The sequence below is a fragment of the Oleidesulfovibrio sp. genome (assembly GCF_047973035.1).
Lineage (GTDB): Bacteria > Desulfobacterota > Desulfovibrionia > Desulfovibrionales > Desulfovibrionaceae > Oleidesulfovibrio.
The window spans coordinates 234,010-253,788 of record NZ_JBKEBF010000037.1; the positions used below are offsets into that span (position 1 = coordinate 234,010).

Consider the following 19,779-nt stretch of genomic DNA (forward strand, 5'->3'; position numbering starts at 1 on the left):
CGGCCATGGTTTCCATGGCCGTTTTTTTATGCCTGCTGAACAGTTGCGGTGTGCCTTTGCGGAAACGTAAAATGGTTGCGCATCCTGCGACGGCCTGACAATGGCGGGCTAGGGTACTATGCGGCGTACAGAAATAAGTCTGGGCCACCAGTAGCCGTTTGTGTAGGGCTCTTCCCGTACGGCAGCGCCGGATTTCGGGCTGTGTATAAAAGTACCGCCGCCGCTGACTATGCCGGTGTGCAGCCCCTTTCGCCCGATGCGGAATACAAGGATATCGCCTGCTACAGCCTGTGCAGGGGCTATCGCCTTGCCTGATGATGCCTGCGCGGCCGTCATGCGGGGTACGGCAAGGCCGTTGTGCCGCATGACCCACCACACAAAGCCGGAGCAATCAAAGCCTTCCTGCGGGGATGCTCCGCCCCATTTGTATGGTACGCCGATGACGGCTTGTGCCGTGCGTACAACGGCTACTCTGTCTTTCTGCCCTTGCGGCGGCAATGTTCTGTACGCGACGGAACCTTGATGTCCCCCTGCACCTGAAGCGGGCAGGACGGTTTTTGAACCGCACCCGCCTGCCAGCACAAGCATCAGCACTACCGGCAGTAAGGCCGCTAAACGGTGCGTAAACGCGTTGGAAATGTGTGACGACAGTGACAAAAACTTCATGGAGTATTATTATCAATAAGATTGAATATTATCCAGCACAGCCTGCCAGGAGATTATAATGTCTGGTCATTGCCCGTTTTCTGATTTTATCACACTTGCCCACAGGGCAGGGGCGGAGATAGCTGCACGGCAGAATGCTATTGTACGCGCAGGGGCTGATGCTGTGTTTCGTAAAGACGATAATTCGCCTGTAACAAAGGCTGACAAGGCGGCAAGCACGATTTTGTGTGAAGGATTGGCCGTGCTGGCGCCGGATATTCCTGTTATTTCCGAAGAAGAAGCCATTCCGCCCTTGGAGGTACGCCGTAGCTGGCAGGAATATTTTCTGGTCGATCCTCTGGACGGCACCAAGGGCTATCTGCGCGGGGACGGTGACTACAGCGTCTGCATTGCGTTGATGCGTAATAACCAGCCTGTTGCGGGTATTATTCATGTTCCGGCACGGGATGTTACGTATTACGGTTCGCCGGAAGCAGGAGCATGGAAAGTAGAGGCTGAAGGCAAGCCGCAACAGCTGTACACCAGAACGCAGAGTCCCGAAGGCAGCTTTGTGGTTTTGCAAAGTCGCGTAACCTCAACGCCCAGACTGGATGCATATATGGGCGGTACTCCTCATACGCGGCTTATTGCCAGCAGCGCGTATAAATTCTGCCTGCTGGCAGAAGGGCTGGCGCAGCTGTACCCCTGCCTGCACCCCACATGGGAGTGGGACACTGCCGCAGGGCAGGCAATTCTGCACGGCGCAGGCGGCGTAGTGACAGATCTGGAAGGCCTGCCGTTGCAATACGGCAAGCAGTCGCTGCTTAACGACAGCTTTGTGGCAAGAGCATAGGGTCTGTGCCGCAACGGGCTTTCCCCTTCGCTCCGGCCCGCCACCGTATTGCTTCCGCAACGTCCCGCGATTCAGGCGTCAAATAAGCAGCGCAACGCAGGCCGCGGATGCGCTATCCACGCACACAGCAAAAAGCGGCACGCCCCGCATAGAAAGAGTGCTGTTCGTTACCGTTCTGTCCAAAGGGCACGGCGGCCTTTCACACGCAGTCTGCCCAGCGGCAATCCTTTGAAATAAACTCCCGCTTCCTGTGAGGATATGTCGAAATTGCGGCCAAGATGTTCATCCGCGCTCAGATCAATACTCTGACCGGACAGCAGGCCGGTAAGCAACGCCGGATCATCCACGTTTATGGCGTGCTGCGGGCAGTTTTTCATATCGGGCATCATGCAGTGCAGGCGAGGCGACAGGCGGACCTCCCCGCGGGCGGCTTTACCCAGCGGATACCCGCGCCAGCGGAATGCAGAAGGCAGCATGGTCAGAGCCTGACGTGGTAAGAACAGCGCATTGTTGCCGAACAGGGCAATTTCGCCGTCGGGCAGCAGGTTGGAGTCGGCACAGGGTGCTTCTACCGACCGCCTGTTTACTGCCAGAACCTGAAGCGGACTTGCCGCAGGCGGGGTTGCCGGACTGCCTTCTTTGCGAAAGCGTGCTATATAAAATCCTTGGGCGGAAGAGCAGGCGGGGTTTACACGTAGCGTACCTTCACAGCCGGGCAGCAGCGGGTCTTCAAACACAAATCCTTCAAAGGGGGCTACAGGCTCGGGCACAAGCCCCAGCTCTTCCACTGCCCAGCGGACTTGTTCTTCATTTTCCTGTATGTTTGTCGTACAGGTGGAGTAGACCACAACGCCGCCGGGTGCCAGCAGACGGGCTGCTTCTTTCAGCAGCAGGCGCTGGATGCCCACAAGGGGCTTGACCTTGTCCCCTTTCCAAAGCTTGAGCACATTGGGATTTTTATCCACAGTACCCCAGCCGCTGCAGGGCGGGTCAAGCTGGATCCGGCGCCACATGCCGTCGGGCAGGGGCAACGTTTCACCGGAATAACTACAGGTGGCGGTGTGGGGCAGGTTAAGAGTGAACAGGTTCTGGCGCAACGTAGCAAGCCGTTGCGGATTGGGCTCGTTGCCCATGACGAAACCGTCCGGCCCTGTAAGTTGAGCCAGAAAGCCTGTTTTACTGCCCGGACTTGCGCACATATCGAGTACCGCGGCGCCTTGTTCCGGTGCAAGCGCCAGCGGCGGCAGCATGGAAGAACGGTCCTGAATGTAGATAAGGCCGAAAAATGCGGCAATACTGCTGCCCAAAGGGCGCGGTTCGTGCGTAAGCCTGCGCACCCACGGTGAAATAGGTTCGGGCTCAAAGTCATAGCCCTGACTGCGCAACAACGCTTCTACAAGATGCTCCCGCCCAGCGGGACACACTATGCGGAACGACCGCACCGGATTGGAATCTGCCATTTGTCCTCCTGTTTTCTGATGCGCCTCTACCCTATGCTTGCTTGCATCAGCAAGAGGTATTATGAGATGACATTCACGGCAGCATGTCTGCCATTGATGTATGTGACCGAGATTGCGACCAAGGAGACCTTGATGCACCGTATACAGCGTTTTTCGCTGGCCATTATGCTGCTTGCCGTTGTGGCAATGCTGCCTGCCGTTGCCAGCGCCGCCGGACTGAAGACCTATGCCGTACTGCCGTTTAAGATTAACGGCCCTGATCAGTACAAGTATCTTGAAAAAGCCGTACCGCAGATGCTTACCTCGCGGTTATACCTTAAAGAAAATTTTGAATCCATCTCGCAGAGCAGCATTGCAGGAATAAGCTACCCTGCAGACGAAAATGCCGCTGCATCTGCTTTGTCAGCCCTCGGGGCGGACTACGTTGTCTGGGGTGATGTGACCGTTATGGGCACGGAATCCAGCCTTGACGTGCGCGTGCTGGATAAAGCCGGAAAAGTTTCTCCCCTGAATAAGCAAGTTCCGGTGATGCAGCTGATTCCCGCTTTGAAGGATGTTTCTGACGACATCAACCGTGATGTGTTCAAACGTGCCGACATGCAGGCCGCTCAGAGTACTGCCCCCGCAAAGCAGGTTGTTAACCAGATGAACCCCAACCTGACGCACAATCAGGTGGACGCCAACAAGCAGGTGTATCTGAACCCTCAGTTCCGCTATGCCGGTAACGAAGGTGAAGATTCCCGTATGCGCAGTCAGGCACTGCCTTTTGCTGCACGCGGCATGGTGGTGGGCAACCTTGACGGCAGCGGCAAAAACTCCGTTATGCTGCTGGACGAGCACATCGTGCGCGCATACCGCTTTGACGGTAAAATGCTGGAGCCTGCCGGAGAGTACCAGCTGCCGCTTTCTATTACCTGTCTTAACATGAACATGCTGGACATGAACCGTGACGGTATCATGGAAATTGTGGTCAACGCCTACGACAGCGCGCAGGAACCCAAAAGCTTTATCCTTAACTGGAGTAACGATACGTTTTCTCTGGTGGCAGAAAAAATCCGCTACTACATGAACGTGGTCAAAATGCCGCCGGACTACATGCCCGTACTGGTAGGCCAGAATGTGGGCCGCCCCAAACTGTTCCGCGGCCCTGTGCATGAAATGCTCAAGATGGGCGGTTCGCTGGAGTTCGGCCGTTCGCTCAGTCTGCCCGAAGGCACAAACGTGCTTAACTTCACCTGGCTGCCCGGCAGCGACGGCGAAGGTCCCAAGCTGATCGTGCTTAATGACCGTGAGCATCTGGTTACTTACACCGACCGCGGTGGCCGTCTGGCACAGACTCAGGAAACCTACTCCGGCTCCTCTGTGGGTATTCCCATTGATATGACCATGCCCGGACTTGGCGAAGATACAGTTCTTATTGATGAAATGTACTACATTCCGCAGAACATGCGTGCGGTGAACCTTGACCGTGACGGCCGTTTTGAGCTGCTGGTAGTCCGTCCCATTTCTACCGCAGCGCAGTTCTTCGAGCGTTACCGCTTCTTCCCGCAGTCCGAGATTCATGCGCTGCACTGGGATGGTGTGGGCCTTTCCCTGCAATGGAAAACACGCCGCATCAAGGGCGCCATTGTCGGCTTTGATATTGCCGATGTAAACAACGACGGTATCAGAGACCTTGTTGTTGCCATTAATACACACCCCGGCGAGCTGGGCGTACGTTCGCGCAAAACACAGGTTCTTGCATATCCGCTTGACCTGAGCAGCGCAGATCCCAACACTGTTATCGACCGTACGTTCAACGAAGAACAGTAGTCGGGCAGACAACAGGCCGGTTTACCGCAAGGGATGCCGGCAGCGCAGAATAACGTCGCATCACGGTGCATCCAGCGTATGCTGAAGCCGTCAGGTTGACCGGATTTCTGCAAAATCAGTCGCAACTCACGGCCCGGGCAATTGCCCGGGCCTTTTTCATACCGATGGAGAGCATATGGCAACAGCGCCGCACGGGCAGGACTCAGGCGGGAAAAGGCAGGAAAAAGGCCATGCGGAAACAGGTTCAGGAGTACAGCACCTGACTGTTTCTCAGGCTGAGGCCGGGCAAAAGCTCCTGCAATTTCTGCAGCGCAGGCTTGGCAAGGAAGTTCCTCAGGGCTTTCTGATGCGTATCATTCGCAAGGGGGAAGTCCGTCTAAATAAAGGCCGTATGAAGCCGTATGACAGAGTGGCAGAGGGCGATATTGTCCGTGTCCCCCCCGTGCGGGATGTAAAACCGTCGCAGGTTGCTTCTGAACCCGTCGGGGCATCACTGTGTACCTCCTCTGCCTGCGGGATGGTTGTTGCGCGGTCAGAAGGGCTGCTGGTGCTTAACAAGCCTGCCGGGCTGCCTGTCCAGCCAGGTACCGGCCACAAAGATTGTATCACTGCCCGCCTGAATCACTGTTTTGCCAATGCGGACTTTACGCCCGCACCTGCTCACAGGCTTGATAAGAATACCTCCGGCCTGTTGCTGGTGGGTACAACCTATGCCCGTTTGCGGCAGTTGCAGGACCTTTTTCGCGATGGACACGCCATAAGCAAGGAATATTGCGCATGGGTAGAAGGCGACTGGCCCTATGACGATACGCAACACCTGCATGACGAACTGGTAAAGGATGCCTCAGCCGGTGAAGCCGGTCAGGAAAAGGTGCGTGCGCTAACTGCAGACGACGGCACGTTGTACGGGCAGAAAACAAAAAAGGCAGAAAGCAGAAGCAGTTCCGCAACAGGAGGCTCTGATACGGGGCAGCCTGCCAAAGTTCGCGATGCACACTGTGCTGTAACGCCGCTGTTGCGGCGGGATGGCTATACGCTGATGCATATTGCGCTGTTCACCGGACGTACTCATCAGATACGGGTGCAATTGTCCTCTCGCGGGTACCCCGTTGTGGGGGATGGTAAATATGGCGGTGCCCCGTGCTCAGAGGGGATGCTGCTGCATGCGTTCCGCATTACTCTGCCGGAGGATTCTTTCGCAGGGGAATCATTCAGCTGCCTGCCGGCATGGAAAGGACGCTGGGCTGTAGAAGAGCGGGATTTGCCCGAATAGCGCATAAAGTCTGTGCGTAAGGTCTGTTATGATCTGCCAGTTGGCTTTCGGGGCACAGCAGGTCATCAATCGGGCCAAGCCGGAGTCACGGTTCACATTCTGCCGCGCACTCATGGCGCTGATGCATCAATGCTGAAAAGGTTGTTGTATCTGCTTGAGGCACACAGAACTCCTGTTTTTTGTGAACTATCTATCCTCTTTTGTTGTGTTTGCTCCGGCGACATGAAGGGCGCGGGGATGATGTAACGGTAGCTTTTGCAGCACCTACTGTTTGCAAAAATTTTCAGGGCAGGCTGCTACAAATAATTTTTTGTAACGACCTGCCTTTTTAATTTTCCGGCAGTGTACAGATTGCCGTCTGGTTAGCAAGGACTCATTGCGGTGGTGTGCAGCCTCCACTCGTCGGATTAGGTGCCCGTGGGGCTGCGGATTTGAAGTAAAAAAGAAAACGCGGAGCATTCGGTGTTGCTCCGCGTTTTTGTGTATTTTTTGCTGAAACAAGCTACGAGCGGATATCATCGCCCGGAAAGACAACTCTGCCGGCTTTGCTTGTATCGTAACCTTGCAGGTTTGTTACCAGCCGGGCAAATTCCGGTGTGGTGAAAAGTCCCATAAACAGCTGGATAGGCCGCTCAAAGAATGTTGCACGTGGGATGAGCAGGTCAAACCGCTCCCAGCCCAGTGAGATAAAATCAAGCCCCAGCAAACCGGCAACGGCGCGGATGGCGGGTGCTGCATCGGCCCTGCCGGAAAGCACTTCCAGCCCCACGTCCATATGGCGCGAAAATTCGTTGTCATACCCCTTAAGCCGCGCCGGATCGATACCTGCCTTGGCCAGTTCAGAGTCAAACAGCAAGCGTGTACCGGTGCCCAGCGGCCTGTTGGCTACGGTCAGGCCCGAACGCGCAATATCTTCTACTTTGCTGATTCCGGCGGGGTTTCCTTTGGGTACCAGCAGGCCCTGCTCGCGCAGGCAAAAATTGACAACAGCGGGACGTTCTTCCAGTTCGCGCTCTGCATGGGCAAAGTTGTAATCCGAGCTTTCCTCCTGCTTCAGATGGCTGGTTGCCATATGACAAACGCCTCTACGCAGGGCTTTAATGCCGCCCATGCTGCCCATATTGGCAAACGCCGCAATGTAGTCCGGCTGTGAATCCATGAAAAGCTTTAGCGTACGCTCAAAAAGAATGTCGTTACTGCCTGCTATCAACAGCAAGCCGTCAGCCTGCGGAGCGGCATCGCCTTTGCGCGGAAAGTTGATGGTGGAGTTTTCAACCCACTGTTCCACAAGGTGGGCCGGAAACAGCCATTTGCCAGTCACTTTTGTGGCAGGTAGCCCTTTGTCGGAAATAAGGGCGTAGACCATTTTCTCATTCACACCTAAAAACTGTGCGACCTCGCGGGTGGAAAGCAGATTTTTCATTCGTCGTCCTGTGGTTGAGTCTGGAACGAAGCAAAAAATACTGCATTCCGGTGCTGTGGGCAACCGGCACGGCAATATGGAACTGTGACGCAGCAACTATGCTATGCCCATGGTTGGGTATAGCTTGATTTTATTACGTGAATACAGCCGGATGGAATTTTAAAAGAGCACTCCTCGGTACTGGGGGCCGCTGCAGTCTGCGTTCTTTTTCCCGCTATGGTGGTTTGGTGCAACCCCGATTACCTGCAGGAGACAGGAGACAGGTATCAGGGAGCATGTGTCGGGGGTACGTGGCAGGGGCAGATGCCTGGGGCAGTAGGAAGCAACGCCATTATAGTTGTTTACAGGCGGACGGGCACGGTAAAGAGCTGTGCCGGCAACAGCATGCCGCGGGGTAAAATTTCCGCTGCAAGCTGCCACGGGTCTGGATGATCTATATTCTTGGATTGGCTGTGGACTTCTGTTATGGATATTGCTTGCATGTGGTGCAACTTTACGGTAATGGGCGTATCCCTTGCGACCTTTGCGGGAAGTTTCCGCCACATCCGGTCGCAATCACATGGCAGGCGTTGCGCCTGCTGCATACGCGCAAGGCTCTGCCTTGCACCGGACTGAAAAATGTTACCCAAGATAGCTCTTATCGGTCGCCCTAACGTGGGCAAATCCACCCTTTTCAACAGGCTGATCCGCAGCAACCGGGCCATCACACACGACCGCCCGGGTGTTACACGTGACCGCATGGAAGGTTACGTGAAAGTGGAAGACCGTAAGTTCATTATTATTGATACCGGCGGTATTACGCTGGATGAACACGCCGCTGTAACCGAAGGCCCCGATGAACTGCGTGGCTTCGAAGCAGAAATTTTGCGCCAGACAGAAGACGCGAGACGCGATTCCCTGGCGTTGTGCCTTGTGGTGGATGGCCGTGAAGGCCTGACCCCCTTTGATGAAAGCCTCGCAGATTACGTCCGTAAATCCGGCAAGCCCGTGCTGCTGGCTGTGAACAAAGTTGACGGCGAAGAAAATGCCGACCTCTATATGGCGGAATTCCACGCTCTGGGCTTTCCCATTATTCCGCTTTCCGGTGCGCATGGGTTTAATATCCGCGCGTTCAGCGAGGAGCTTTTTGACCTGTTGCCTCCCGAAGAAGAAGCCGTGGAGGAAGAGGAAGAAAAGCCGCTTAAAATCGCTATGCTGGGCAGGCCGAACGCCGGTAAATCATCACTGGTCAACGTCCTTACCGGCAGCCAGCGTATGATTGTATCCGACGTTGCTGGTACCACCCGCGACAGCGTCGATATTACCGTGGAAATCAAAGGCGAGCGTTATGTCTTTGTAGACACCGCCGGTGTGCGCCGCCGCGCCAAGATTCAGGACCCTGTTGAACGCTACAGCGTAAACTCGTCGCTGAAATCTACCACCAAAGCCAATGTGACTATGGTGGTGCTGGACGCGATGGAAGGTTTGACGCAGCAGGATAAGCGCCTCATTGACCTGCTGGACGAGCGCAAGACGCCGTTTATGCTGGTTATCAACAAGATTGACCTTGTTCCGCGTGAAAGCCTGACTGCGCTTAAGCGTGTGTACAACGATGCGCTGACTTTTTGTAAGCACGTGCCCATCTTGTACATTTCTGCCATGCAGAAGCGTGGTATAGACAAGCTGCTGCCCATCGCGCGCCGCATTCATAAAGAATGCTACGTGCGTGTGGGAACGGGCCTGCTGAACCGCACTATGACCGATGCCATCACGCGTCATCAGCCGCCTGTGGTAAAGCGTGTGCGTCCCAAGTTCTTTTATCTGACGCAGGCGGAAACCAACCCGCCGACCTTTGTTTTCTTTGTGAACGACCATGAGCGCATTAAAGAGTCGTACGCGCGGTATCTTGAAAAATACCTGCGTAAGACCTTTGAAATTGAACACGCGCCCATGCGTGTGCGGTTCCGTTCCAGCCATAAAAAGAACCGCGATAAGAAATAGCATCCACTGCATGCATAAAGCCGGAACTCAGGAGTTCCGGCTTTTTTTGTATTGTCTGTCCTGAAATGTCAGGGAGAGATGTTCCTGCTTACGGTGAGAGTATAAGGCGATGCAACGGCAGGCATCACGGGACGTTTTCTGCTATCACGAGGCTGCCCCGCTCTGAACGGGACAGGCGCATAGCCTGTTGACGGAACTCTGACGCGTACCATGCAGAAAATACGTAGCGAGTCTGTGCAAGGGGAGAATTTATCTTTGCGGAGTTTATACGTCGCGGTTGCTCTATACCGGCGCGCTGCCCGCAATAAAAAAAGCCGCCCCGATACGGAGCGGCTTTGTAACTTGTTTGAACACCTTCTGTTACAGCATGCGTGAGTAATATTGGCCGTCTGTGACTTTTGCCCATGCCAGCCAGTCGGCCATAAAGGCCTTGTAGTTATCGTGGATTTTGCGTGCCATGGGGTCTTTATCGGCTTCCTGTTCCAGAACCTCGGCAGAGATGCTGCGGAATGTATCCAGTACTTCCTGCGGGAATTCGACAACTTCTATGCCGCCTTCCTTTTTCAGCTCGGCAAGAGCGCGGGCGTTCATGATGTCGAATTCACCCAGCATAGTGGCGGTCATTTTAGCTGCTGCACCGTCGATGACGCCTTTGAGGTCTGCGGGCAGCTGGTCGTAGTAGGCCTTGTTGAAGACCACTTCGGTGTAGCCTGTGGGCTCCTGCCAGCCGGGGATATAGTAGTACTTTGCCACGCGGTTAAGGCCCATGCGCTTGTCCAGAACAGGGCCGACCCAGTCTGTGCCGTCAATGACGCCACGCTCAAGCGATGTGTATACTTCGCTGCCGGGCAGCAGCACGATAGAGGCTCCCGCTTTGTCGTATACTTTGCCTGCCAGACCGGGGAAGCGTAGCTTAAGCCCCTTAAGGTCTTCAATACTATTAATCTTTTTATTGAACCAGCCGCCCATCTGGAAGCTGGTGGCACCCAGCGGGCGGGGCATCAGGTTGAACTTTGCATACAGTTCTTCCCACAGCTTAAGCCCGTCGCCACTGTTGAACCACGCATTGTAGCCTGTGGAGTTCATGCCGAATGGTACAGACGTAAACCATTGCGTACCGGGGTGCTTGCCCGCCCAGTAGTAAGATGCGCTGTGGTAGCACTGCACCATGCCCTGCGAGACAGCATCAAAAACGCCCAGCGGGGGAACCAGCTCGCCACCGGCGAAAACTTCGATGGTCAGATCGCCGTCGCTCATTTCTGATACCAGCTTGGCAAAACGTTCTGCGCCGGTTTGCAGAATGGGCATACCGGGAGGCCACGAGGTGATCATCTTCCATTGAAACTTCTGACCAGCCAGCACGGCGGGGGCAGATACCGCATTAACAGCCACTCCGGCTGCCATGCCTGCACCCGCAGTCTTCAAAAAATCTCTGCGCTTCATATGTTCTCCCTATATTGCCACCACATTGAAGTGGTGTGATTTCACAGTAAAAACAAGCGTTACAGTAAATTTGCAAAAATGGGAATAACGGTACGCTGGAAAGAAAGTGACCAATGCAAAAAATCCCGCCATGCAAACATGGCGGGAGGGTAGTTGTGCAGGAAGAAGGCTAGGCAAGCGACTTATGCCATACGTTCATGCTTTCAATCTTGCCAGAGATATTGGTGTTGTTAACCAGCGTTCCGGCAAAATCAAAGCCGGAGCGGGCAAACGTTGCGTTCATGCCTATGGATACGGCGCGGGCAATGGTGAAGGCGGTTTGAAAGCCGGATTGCAGAAGGCATTGCTCCATGTGGTGCAGCAGATGACGCGCAAGGCGTTTGCCTCTGTGCTTAGGTAAGGTGGCAAAGTCTGTCATTTCGGCGTTGGCATGAGCGGCATCCATTTCTGCTGAAGCCAGAGCAACTATACGCCCTTTTTGCATCGCCCCGAAAAATCGAACGTTATCCTTCATGCAGTCGCATAAATACTCAGAGTCATTGATGGGAAACGGGTAGCTGGGAAAAACGGTGTCGTACAGCTTTGCCATTTCTTCTGTGTGCTTGGGCTGCATTTCGTGCAGTGTGTATCCGCCAGTCAATGCCGGCGGCTTCTGGTAGCCTTTGGCTTTAGCTATCTGCAACGCCTGATGTATTTTTTTGGGTGTATCAGGCTGCTGGCGCCATAAGCGTAGAAAACGGCTCATGAAACAGATGTCTTTTTTGCCGTTTTGCATACGCGGAACGCAGGCCTCTTTTGTAAAGCCATGTTGCGTAAACAGCGGAATGACGTCCTGCGGTACTTTGGCAAACAGCTTGGAATAGCCGTTTGCCTCTGCAAGTTCGTATACGGCTTTCATCAGGCGCTGTGCGTCTGCAGGGTCCACCTTCATCAGATACACTCTGTCGTTAAGGGGGCCGTGCTGGAGGACAGACCTGCCTATCTGCTCGATGCTGTCCGGTTGCAGAGTGTCCGGTTGTACAGTGGTGGTAACCAGCTCCGGAGAAGGTTCTGCCACGAATTCTGTCAGTGTGCTCTGCATAAAAGCTACCCCTGTACTGCCCGCTGTTCAGCACTTGCCTTACTTGGACATGCCGAAATTTCGTCTGTCCCGATTTCATCTACCGCAGCTTCGTCGTAAGCATCGCGGCGTGCCAGGCGTTCGTTGTTTTCCGGCGTCAGGCTGGTCGTATCGTCCCAGTCAGAAAGCAGTTTTTCAATGCCGATTGCAGATGCTTCGTCCGCATCTTCTTCTTTCAAAGTCAGATGGCACGATTTGCAGTCGCGGTCGCAGTACGTCGCTTCATAACTGTCCGGCTCGGTGTATGTTGTGATTACGCCTTCGTAGTTGCGCAGAATGACTTTGTTTACACCTTGCGAAATGGCGTAGTTGGGCATCATGGGAATTTTGCCGCCGCCACCGGGCGCATCAATGACATACGTGGGCACAGCCATGCCGCTGGTGTGCCCCACAAGGCTTTCGATAATCTCAATACCTTTGCCCACAGGCGTCCGGAAGTGCGAAAGTCCCTCGGAGAGGTCACACTGGTACATGTAATAGGGGCGTACTCTGTTTTGCACCAGTTTCTGGTTCAGCGTGCGGAACAGGCGCGGGCAGTCGTTGACGTTGGCCAGCAATACACTCTGATTGCCCAGCGGAATACCGGCATCGGCAAGGCGCGCAAGGGCGTCACGTGAGGTGCGTGTAAGCTCTCTAGGGTGGTTGAAGTGCGTGTTCAGCCATACGGGGTGATGTTTTTTAAGCACGTTCAGCAGGCTGTCTGTTATGCGGTATGGCAAAACCACGGGCATCCGGCTGCCGATGCGGATAATTTCTACGTGCTTGATGGTGCGGATTTCGCCCAGCAGCCAGTCGAGACGTTCGTCTGACAGCATCAGGGGGTCGCCGCCGGAGAGCAATACATCGCGTATTGTCGGGGTATTGCGGATATATTCGATACCCAGCATCAGCTGGTCACGACCGGGTACGGAGTCCTGATCGCCCACTTTGCGCTTTCGCGTGCAGTGCCTGCAGTACATGGAGCACAGGTTGGATACATGAAACAGCACCCTGTCAGGGTAGCGGTGTGTGATGCCCGGCGCAGGGCTGTCTTCATCTTCATGCAGGGGGTCAGCCATGTCGTGCGGTCCGACATTAAGTTCACGGATATCAGGGAATGCCTGCATGAACACAGGGTCGCTTTCATAATCATTCTGGTCGATAAGCGAAAAATAATACGGCGTGATGGACATGGGGAATTTTTCCAGTGTGCGCTTGTATAAGGAGCGCTTTTCATCGCTGAAGGTCACGCCGAGGATTTTTTCCGCTGCCTCAACAGTGCGGATAGAGTTGCGGACATGCCACTTCCAGTCTCTCCATGAAGAGCCGGAAGAGTTTTTACCCATCATATTTACCACTTCACGCTGGCGATCATTCAATTCTCTCATAGTCCTGCTGAGTACGGCTTTTTGCCGCGGGTTGCGTCGGGCCGGAAAGGCTGGTTCGTTCGGGGCAGAATGCCTTCGGCGCTTTCGAAATGTAGTCAATATGCATGATGTAAAAATATAAAAAATGTATATTGCATAGTGACGTAAGATTTCGAAGACTGATTCTTGTTTATATTTTGTCTGTGTCTTATTTTAGTATAAGCGAGACGCATTTTTTGTCAAAGTGTGCTTTATTAATGTTGGATGAAGGTGTTTTAATGTATTTTTGCGTCACGAAAAATTTTTTAAAGTAGATTTTTTTCTTGTTTGCATTGTTATAGCTGTAATGATGCATAAAATAAAAAATAATTAAAGAGACTATTTTTACCCGTATTAAGCTATGTTCAAGTGAAAGCTTGATGGTCAAAGTGTTTGTTTTTTAAAGGCAATATAGTGTTGTCGATAAAATGGGGAGGCCAAAATAACGCTCAGTGATGACTGTTATTTGCTGTGCGTGAAAACTGTGTGAGCGACCGCTGCTACGTGTGTGCCTCTGGAGCTGTGTCTGCTCGATAGAGGCTAAGCAAGGGTATTCATTGCGGGGTTATAAGGGGAGGCGCGCAAAGTGCTTTTGGCTGTAAGTCTGGTTGCGGCGTGAACCACTTAGGAGTGAGTCACTTGTAGTACATAACGGGGCGAAGAAGCAGACGGTACGCAGGAATGCTTTCGGGCTGGGGGCGTTTGCTCCGCCTGCTGTGTATATGGTTGCAGGCCGCTGTAACTAAAGCAGCAGAGCTGTGTTCAGAGTTCGTTCGGTACGCGAACCCTTTTCCCGTGGTACAAAAAAAAGAACCGGCACATGGCCGGTTCGTCTGGGTAAAAAATAGAATGCGGGCGAAGATTACAATTTGTAACCGATTGCACGCAGAAAGCCTTTGCGTTTTGCAATGTCATCTTCAGTTTCGACACCCTTGGGGGCAAATCCGTCCACAACGCCCATCAGGCCGCGTCCCTGTTCTGTTTCTGCCACAATGGCCTGCAAGGGGTTTGCTGTGGCGCAGAAAATGCGCACGACTTCCGGCACCTGCTGGATGGTGTTGACGATGTTTATGGGGAACATGTCGCGCATGAAGATGATAAACGTATGTCCGCAGGCGATGGCCTGAGCATTTTTGATGGCAAGTTGGGTCAAAGGATCATCTGTGCCGCTCCAGCGGATAAGGCAGTCGCCGGATGCTTCGCAGAATGCCAGCCCGAACTTGGCTCCGGGTACGGTGCCTACGATAGTTTCGTGCAGATCTTCCACGGTTTTAATGAAATGAGACTGCCCCAGAATCAGGTTGAGGCTTTCAGGATTTTCTACGGAAACGGTATGAAGCTGCATAATGCCTCCTTTCAGACGGTCGTATGGGCGCGTTTATGCGCCGGATGTGCGGGAATTGCCCGCACGGCATAAGAAAACGCGGTCTGTCTGTTCTGCCCTTGCCGCTGGTAAAGCGCAAGCAAAAGGCTGAAACCGGCTTAGCGGCAGATTAAAGGAGAAGAAATGAAAAAACGGCTTCCGTTACCGGAAGCCGTCTTAGCAGTTAAATTGTTCGCAAAAGAAAGAAGGTAATTTAAAGATAGCAACTGCCGTGCCAAAACTTTAAAACTTCAGTGTTTTATAATAACATATTGTAATTCAAAAGTTATTGCTTTGTCATGAACACGTAGTCATCTCCGGATGCGTAAAAAAAATTTAACTTACCTCTACGGCAGGGGGGTGAGGTTAAAGTTTTTGCACCCCATTCCTGATGTGGACAAAGCAGGCGGAACGAAACCCGCAATGTTGTGCCCAATGGCAGAATGCACCGCTTAGCGCAGATAGCGACCTATCTCTGCCAGCAGCGCGCCCGGACGTTCCTCAATAACCAGATGGCCTGTTTTGGGGATGGTAATAAGCGCCGATGTGGAAATGGTTCCATGCAGTGCACGGGCCTGCTGTATGGGAATCCATGTGTCTTCTTCGCCCCACAGGAGCAGTACGGGGCAGGATATGCCGCGCATTTTTTCCTGAATTTCATCTGTATAAGCAGAGTCAGCCTGAGCAATCTGGCGATAAAAGGCAGCCTTACCGGCGGATCCCGTCCAAGGTAAAATTATTGAACGAAGCGTTTCTTCCGGCAAAGGCAGGTGCGCGGCTGTTTTCACGTAAGCCTCCACAATGGCCTCGTGGATATAGTCGGGCACGCCTGCAAAAACTTGTTCATGCTGTTGTACGTGCTTGAAAAACGGTGATCCCCAAGGTGACAGTGCCACAGGGTCGATCAGCACGATTTTGCGGAAGTCCCGTCCGTCCAGCAGTTGGGTGCGCAGTACCGTTGCTCCGCCAAAGTCGTGACCGATAATGAAGGGGGCGCTGAGCTGCCAATGGTCCAGCAGTGCGCTGAGTATGCGGTTCTGAATACCGAGAGAAACATCGGCATCGGATTTGTCGGATTGACCGTATCCGGCCATGTCATAATAGTACACTGTGTATGATTCGCGCAGACCGGCAATAAGGTGGCGCAGGTTGTACGAAGACCACGGGGTGCCGTGCACCAGCACAACAGCAGGGCCGTTGCCTTCAACGTCGTAGCGGATTTCGCGGTTTTCAAAGAAAAAAGTCTGCTTCAGATTCCAGTCGGACATTGCTGCCTCCTGTTTTATGTGTGTCTTTATGGCGCAGCATAAAAAAAGCGGGGTGTTTTTGCACCCCGCCTGACATTGTTATTGTTCCTGCTCGACATACAGATAGCGTTTAATCTTGTGAGTGGGCGTTTTTTCAAAAGGTTCAGTCTGTTCGAAAACTTTTTGTACCCGCGCAAAAGAGGCCACCTGCTGGTTGGTGGTGGTGCGGAGTTCCTCCAGCAGTGCCGTGGTTTTCTGAGTCATTTTAGAAGCAGGCAATGAGCCGAATTCTTCATCCAGCCGTGCGTAGTCCAGATGGATACGGGCTGTAAGCTTGCCTTCATGGCGGTATACCAGAGACTCAAGCACATAGGGCGATTGCTGGATAACAGCTTCGACTTCTTCTGGGTAAATGTTTTCGCCGCTGGGGCCCACGATGACGTTTTTCAGGCGACCTTTGATGTACAGGTAGCCGTCCTTGTCAAATTTGCCCAGATCGCCGGTGCGGAACCAACCATCGTCGCTGAGCGCGCTTTTGGTTATCTCTGGCGCTTTGTAATATTCGCGCATGACATTGGGCCCGCGTACAATGATTTCGCCTTCTCCTGTTACGGGGTCCGGCTCATCTATGCGTACTTCAACACCATCCAGAGGCCACCCTGTTGATTGCATACGGGTATTCGCGGGGCCTGTTCCGGCCACAAGGGGCGACGTTTCGGTAAGTCCGTAGCCGATGGCGTAAGGGAATTTTGCCTCACGCAGAAAAAGCTCCACATCAGGAGCCAGCGAAGCGCCGCCGATACAGAATATACGCAGCTCGCCGCCGAATGTTTCCAGCAGTTTTTTGCCTGCAATGGCGTTCAGCTTTTTGCGTACAGGGGCAAAGCCGTACAACAAGCGTTTAAAAGCCGATCCGGTCAGCTTGGGCAGAATGGCCGACTTGAATATTTTTTCGATAACCAGCGGCACGGACAACATGCAGGTGGGGCGCACTGCGGCCATGGCAGGAATCAGGGCGCGTGCGGTAGGCGGTTTGTCCATGTAGTGAACGTGCGCACCGTTCAGTACAGGCAGAACCAGCCCCAGCGTACATTCGTATGTATGCGACAAAGGCAGAATGGACAGCAATCTGTCGCCGGGGGCGATCTGAACAATGCTTTTTACCGCATCTGCATCAAAAACGATGTTGCGGTGCAGCAGTACAACTCCCTTGGAATGCCCTGTAGTGCCGGATGTGTAGATAAGCGAAGCAACATCGTCTTCTTTAACCTCTGCAGGTTCCATCTGGGCAAGGCGCAACGCTTTTTCTTTCAGCTTGCGGAATTCACGCAGGCCTGCGGCTTTGACTTCCCGCACGATATCGCGCGACATGCCAAGCTCCACCGGACGGAATGTTTCCATCAGCAGAAAGATAGGGGTTTCATCAAACTGGCCGTCTTCAACCTTGCTGAAAAGTTTTTCAGAAACAAAGACAACTTTTGATTCGGAATGGCGGATAATGTGGTGAACCGCATCAGGGTGGAATTCCGGCAGAATAGGTACGGCCACCGCACCCATGGTGGTGATGGCAAAATACGCTATACCCCAGTTGGGGCTGTTTTCTGCCAGCAGGGCCACGCGGTCGCCGGGACCGATGCCCTGTTCTATCAGCAGGCCGCTTAAGGTTTCCACCTGTTCCTTCAGTTCATGGAAGGTAATGGGGTCGCCCCCCACGGCAGAAAAAGCGGGCTGGTCGGCATACATCTGTGCGCTGCGGTTAAGTACGTGGCGCAGGGTAAGGGCTTCAAGAGACTGCATCAAATTGCCTCCGCAGATCGTTACGGCTAAAAAACGTTCCCTTCGTGTAAGGGAAACGGACAAATGCTGCAATCCCGACACTTGACCCCGCAGCGCCAAGACGCATAGTCTTAACGGCTGTGATATGAATTAAACCCACACCCGCTAAGAGGTATCGCATGATTAAGCATATTGTATGGTGGACTCTGAAAGAAGAAGCAGAGGGCGCAACAGCAGCAGAAAACGCAGACAAAATGATACACATGCTGCGTGAACTTGATGGCCGCATTCCCGCCCTGATGGCTATTGAAGTGTCTAAAACCGTTGCAGCATCTACCACAGAGCAGGTGGATGTCATTTTGCAGACTGTTCATGCTTCGCTGGAAGACCTGAAGACGTACGCAGATCATCCCGAGCACATGAAGTGCGTAGGATTTATCAAAGCTGTTGTCGCCAGCCGCAAAGCCATTGATTACGAAGTGTAATCGTAAAGCATCTTCGTAAATATAAAAGCCCGTAACAACGTTACGGGCTTTTTTGTATTTACTGCGGGGGGCATTTCCAGATGCACCTTGATCCGTGGCTAATAACTGTATCTTTTGCTTTGGTACTGTGTACCTTGCTGAATTCTGGCTGAGATATGGCAGCAGGCTAGGCGGGCTTAAAGCCGCTCTTCCAGCCACATATCCTTTGGCGTGACATGCAGAGTCAGCGTGTCGGAAAGAGGGTGAGCCACATGGTCCGGTTTTGCCATGAACATTACATATCCCACCTTGGTGCCGTTTACGATGACGTCGGTCGCTATGGACTCTTGCCCTTCGCGCAGGTCATAGAACTGGTCCAGTATGATGTCGTTGCCGGCAACGGTAAACCACTGGGTAATGCGTTTGTCTCTCATCAGCATCACTTCGTTCAGCACGTTGTTCGGGTTGTATTCCATGGAAACGTCTGAGGCATAGTACTGTGTCAGGTGATATTTTTCGGCAGGTGTGTCCGGTGCATCAACGGGGGCGGGCGCAAGGCGTGCGTCGGAGCCGACATCACCCGGTGTGATTTTCCGTGGTTGTTCGGTGGCGTTGCTGGCCCGAAAGAACAGTGTCCATTCTTGTCCGCTGCCGAACAGGCCGTTCTTTTTGTACTCAATGCCCATCATGTCATCAAAGGCAGAAATGGATACGTGCTTATTGTGTGCTGTTTTTGTATTTACAGTGGCAAGCAGGGTGCCATCCGGCAAGAAAAGCTCTGTTTTCAGCTCGGTATTGTTTTTTCCGTAGTCCGTGCGGAGCGTGAAGAACGGGGTGGTGATGGTGCGCGAAGAGTCCGTACAGTTTGTCTGCTGAAAGACCTCTTTGTTTTTGCGGTCTGTTATGCCGATGCGCAAAGGGGTACACCTGCTGAGAGGCTTTTCGGGGTATGCCAGCAGCGGGTCCGGCACACGGGTATCACCATTTTTATAGTGGTAGCGCTTTGCAACCAGTTTGCCGTTGTTGTCGAACTCTTCCGAGTACAGGCTGTAGCCTGCGCGATAAATCCGTCGTTCTTTCAGGCTTCCGTCTTTACGGTAGCTCAGGCTTTCGCCCTCACCGCGGGTACTTACGTAATTTTTATCACCCACTTCCTGCATATACCGCTGCAGCTTGATTTTGCCGTCAGGGTAGTAAAAGGTCTCTTTGCGCATGAGGTCGGGCAGGTACTCTGTGGTGTCTGTGAGGGCACCGTAAGAATAGTCGGCTTCACGCTTTAGCGTGCCGTCCGGCGCATAGAAATGTTCAGTAAAAAAGTCGAGCGAAAATGCCGTGGAACGCCGCATTTTCAGTGTTCCGTCGGGATAGAATTCTTCGTGCAGAATTTCGGGCTGGTAAAGAGAAGAAGGCTGTGTTGCGTTTTCAGCCATGCCTGTAGCGGCAAAGCAGAAAACGCAACACAGAGAAAGAGACACAGAGAATATTTTAAGCATCAAGAGCTCGTCGTGACAAAGTTAACGATGGCAAAAGGCCAC

Annotated in this window: 16 protein-coding genes; 5 read left to right on the forward strand and 11 right to left on the reverse strand. The window is 53.2% G+C overall.

Translation table 11 applies throughout. The features are described from left to right. Window positions 1–108 precede the first annotated feature (108 nt). Window positions 109–666, reverse strand: a complete 558-nt coding sequence (locus tag ACK5LI_RS13310; RefSeq protein WP_416950143.1) for a C40 family peptidase — start codon at window positions 664–666, stop codon at window positions 109–111. 58 nt (window positions 667–724) lie between these two features. On the opposite strand from ACK5LI_RS13310, the gene cysQ reads away from it, so the two are divergent. Next, entirely contained in the window at window positions 725–1,498 is a 774-nt protein-coding gene (cysQ, locus tag ACK5LI_RS13315; RefSeq protein WP_416950145.1) for a 3'(2'),5'-bisphosphate nucleotidase CysQ, read from the forward strand. Window positions 1,499–1,665: 167 nt separating this feature from the next. On the opposite strand, the gene ACK5LI_RS13320 is transcribed toward cysQ, so the two are convergent. Continuing rightward, on the reverse strand, window positions 1,666–2,958 hold the full coding sequence (locus ACK5LI_RS13320) for an RsmB/NOP family class I SAM-dependent RNA methyltransferase (RefSeq protein ID WP_416950147.1): 1,293 nt from the start codon (window positions 2,956–2,958) through the stop codon (window positions 1,666–1,668). Window positions 2,959–3,090: 132 nt separating this feature from the next. Between ACK5LI_RS13320 and ACK5LI_RS13325 the strand changes: the two genes are divergently transcribed. Further along, window positions 3,091–4,770, forward strand: a complete 1,680-nt coding sequence (locus tag ACK5LI_RS13325; protein ID WP_416950149.1) for an FG-GAP repeat domain-containing protein — start codon at window positions 3,091–3,093, stop codon at window positions 4,768–4,770. A 175-nt stretch (window positions 4,771–4,945) separates the two neighbouring features. Continuing rightward, complete coding sequence (locus tag ACK5LI_RS13330; RefSeq protein WP_416950151.1) at window positions 4,946–6,043, forward strand: RluA family pseudouridine synthase; 1,098 nt, start codon at window positions 4,946–4,948, stop codon at window positions 6,041–6,043. 502 nt (window positions 6,044–6,545) lie between these two features. Here the strand turns inward: ACK5LI_RS13330 and ACK5LI_RS13335 are convergent. Both ACK5LI_RS13335 and ACK5LI_RS13340 read right to left on the reverse strand, forming a co-directional pair. Then, window positions 6,546–7,466: a substrate-binding domain-containing protein gene (locus tag ACK5LI_RS13335; RefSeq protein ID WP_416950153.1), complete on the reverse strand. Its 921-nt coding sequence runs from the start codon at window positions 7,464–7,466 to the stop codon at window positions 6,546–6,548. Between the two features lie 341 nt (window positions 7,467–7,807). Beyond that, entirely contained in the window at window positions 7,808–8,095 is a 288-nt protein-coding gene (locus ACK5LI_RS13340) for a hypothetical protein (protein ID WP_416950155.1), read from the reverse strand. Between ACK5LI_RS13340 and der the strand changes: the two genes are divergently transcribed. Beyond that, window positions 8,085–9,446, forward strand: coding sequence for a ribosome biogenesis GTPase Der (gene der / locus ACK5LI_RS13345; RefSeq protein ID WP_416950157.1), 1,362 nt, complete (start codon window positions 8,085–8,087; stop codon window positions 9,444–9,446). The genes ACK5LI_RS13340 and der overlap by 11 nt on opposite strands. 360 nt (window positions 9,447–9,806) lie before the next feature. On the opposite strand, the gene ACK5LI_RS13350 is transcribed toward der, so the two are convergent. The 6 genes from ACK5LI_RS13350 to ACK5LI_RS13375 all read right to left on the reverse strand — a co-directional run bounded on the left by ACK5LI_RS13350 (window position 9,807) and on the right by ACK5LI_RS13375 (window position 17,801). Further along, on the reverse strand, window positions 9,807–10,889 hold the full coding sequence (locus ACK5LI_RS13350) for a TRAP transporter substrate-binding protein (RefSeq protein WP_416950159.1): 1,083 nt from the start codon (window positions 10,887–10,889) through the stop codon (window positions 9,807–9,809). 169 nt (window positions 10,890–11,058) lie between these two features. Beyond that, window positions 11,059–11,970, reverse strand: a complete 912-nt coding sequence (ablB, locus tag ACK5LI_RS13355) for a putative beta-lysine N-acetyltransferase (RefSeq protein ID WP_416950161.1) — start codon at window positions 11,968–11,970, stop codon at window positions 11,059–11,061. A 5-nt stretch (window positions 11,971–11,975) separates the two neighbouring features. Next, the gene (gene ablA / locus ACK5LI_RS13360) at window positions 11,976–13,376 is read right to left on the reverse strand and encodes a lysine 2,3-aminomutase (protein WP_416950162.1); all 1,401 of its coding nucleotides are present in this window, start codon (window positions 13,374–13,376) and stop codon (window positions 11,976–11,978) included. Between the two features lie 880 nt (window positions 13,377–14,256). Further along, window positions 14,257–14,739, reverse strand: a complete 483-nt coding sequence (locus ACK5LI_RS13365; protein ID WP_416950164.1) for an adenosine-specific kinase — start codon at window positions 14,737–14,739, stop codon at window positions 14,257–14,259. 470 nt (window positions 14,740–15,209) lie between these two features. Further along, entirely contained in the window at window positions 15,210–16,025 is an 816-nt protein-coding gene (locus ACK5LI_RS13370) for an alpha/beta fold hydrolase (protein WP_416950166.1), read from the reverse strand. Window positions 16,026–16,103: 78 nt separating this feature from the next. After that, window positions 16,104–17,801 carry an AMP-binding protein gene (locus ACK5LI_RS13375; protein ID WP_416950169.1) on the reverse strand — a complete coding sequence of 566 codons (1,698 nt, stop codon included), beginning with the start codon at window positions 17,799–17,801 and terminating at the stop codon, window positions 16,104–16,106. A 158-nt stretch (window positions 17,802–17,959) separates the two neighbouring features. On the opposite strand from ACK5LI_RS13375, the gene ACK5LI_RS13380 reads away from it, so the two are divergent. Continuing rightward, on the forward strand, window positions 17,960–18,265 hold the full coding sequence (locus ACK5LI_RS13380; RefSeq protein WP_416950171.1) for a Dabb family protein: 306 nt from the start codon (window positions 17,960–17,962) through the stop codon (window positions 18,263–18,265). Between the two features lie 176 nt (window positions 18,266–18,441). On the opposite strand, the gene ACK5LI_RS13385 is transcribed toward ACK5LI_RS13380, so the two are convergent. Continuing rightward, on the reverse strand, window positions 18,442–19,737 hold the full coding sequence (locus ACK5LI_RS13385; RefSeq protein WP_416950173.1) for a toxin-antitoxin system YwqK family antitoxin: 1,296 nt from the start codon (window positions 19,735–19,737) through the stop codon (window positions 18,442–18,444). Window positions 19,738–19,779 lie beyond the last annotated feature (42 nt).

Bases quoted from the DNA above. Each gene is read 5' to 3' on its own strand.
- ACK5LI_RS13310 (WP_416950143.1), bottom strand. From the start codon at position 666: ATGAAGTTTTTGTCACTGTCGTCACACATTTCCAACGCGTTTACGCAC.
- cysQ (WP_416950145.1), top strand. From the start codon at position 725: ATGTCTGGTCATTGCCCGTTTTCTGATTTTATCACACTTGCCCACAGG.
- ACK5LI_RS13320 (WP_416950147.1), bottom strand. From the start codon at position 2,958: ATGGCAGATTCCAATCCGGTGCGGTCGTTCCGCATAGTGTGTCCCGCT.
- ACK5LI_RS13325 (WP_416950149.1), top strand. From the start codon at position 3,091: ATGCACCGTATACAGCGTTTTTCGCTGGCCATTATGCTGCTTGCCGTT.
- ACK5LI_RS13330 (WP_416950151.1), top strand. From the start codon at position 4,946: ATGGCAACAGCGCCGCACGGGCAGGACTCAGGCGGGAAAAGGCAGGAA.
- ACK5LI_RS13335 (WP_416950153.1), bottom strand. From the start codon at position 7,466: ATGAAAAATCTGCTTTCCACCCGCGAGGTCGCACAGTTTTTAGGTGTG.
- der (WP_416950157.1), top strand. From the start codon at position 8,085: ATGTTACCCAAGATAGCTCTTATCGGTCGCCCTAACGTGGGCAAATCC.
- ACK5LI_RS13350 (WP_416950159.1), bottom strand. From the start codon at position 10,889: ATGAAGCGCAGAGATTTTTTGAAGACTGCGGGTGCAGGCATGGCAGCC.
- ablB (WP_416950161.1), bottom strand. From the start codon at position 11,970: ATGCAGAGCACACTGACAGAATTCGTGGCAGAACCTTCTCCGGAGCTG.
- ablA (WP_416950162.1), bottom strand. From the start codon at position 13,376: ATGAGAGAATTGAATGATCGCCAGCGTGAAGTGGTAAATATGATGGGT.
- ACK5LI_RS13365 (WP_416950164.1), bottom strand. From the start codon at position 14,739: ATGCAGCTTCATACCGTTTCCGTAGAAAATCCTGAAAGCCTCAACCTG.
- ACK5LI_RS13370 (WP_416950166.1), bottom strand. From the start codon at position 16,025: ATGTCCGACTGGAATCTGAAGCAGACTTTTTTCTTTGAAAACCGCGAA.
- ACK5LI_RS13375 (WP_416950169.1), bottom strand. From the start codon at position 17,801: ATGCAGTCTCTTGAAGCCCTTACCCTGCGCCACGTACTTAACCGCAGC.
- ACK5LI_RS13380 (WP_416950171.1), top strand. From the start codon at position 17,960: ATGATTAAGCATATTGTATGGTGGACTCTGAAAGAAGAAGCAGAGGGC.
- ACK5LI_RS13385 (WP_416950173.1), bottom strand. From the start codon at position 19,737: ATGCTTAAAATATTCTCTGTGTCTCTTTCTCTGTGTTGCGTTTTCTGC.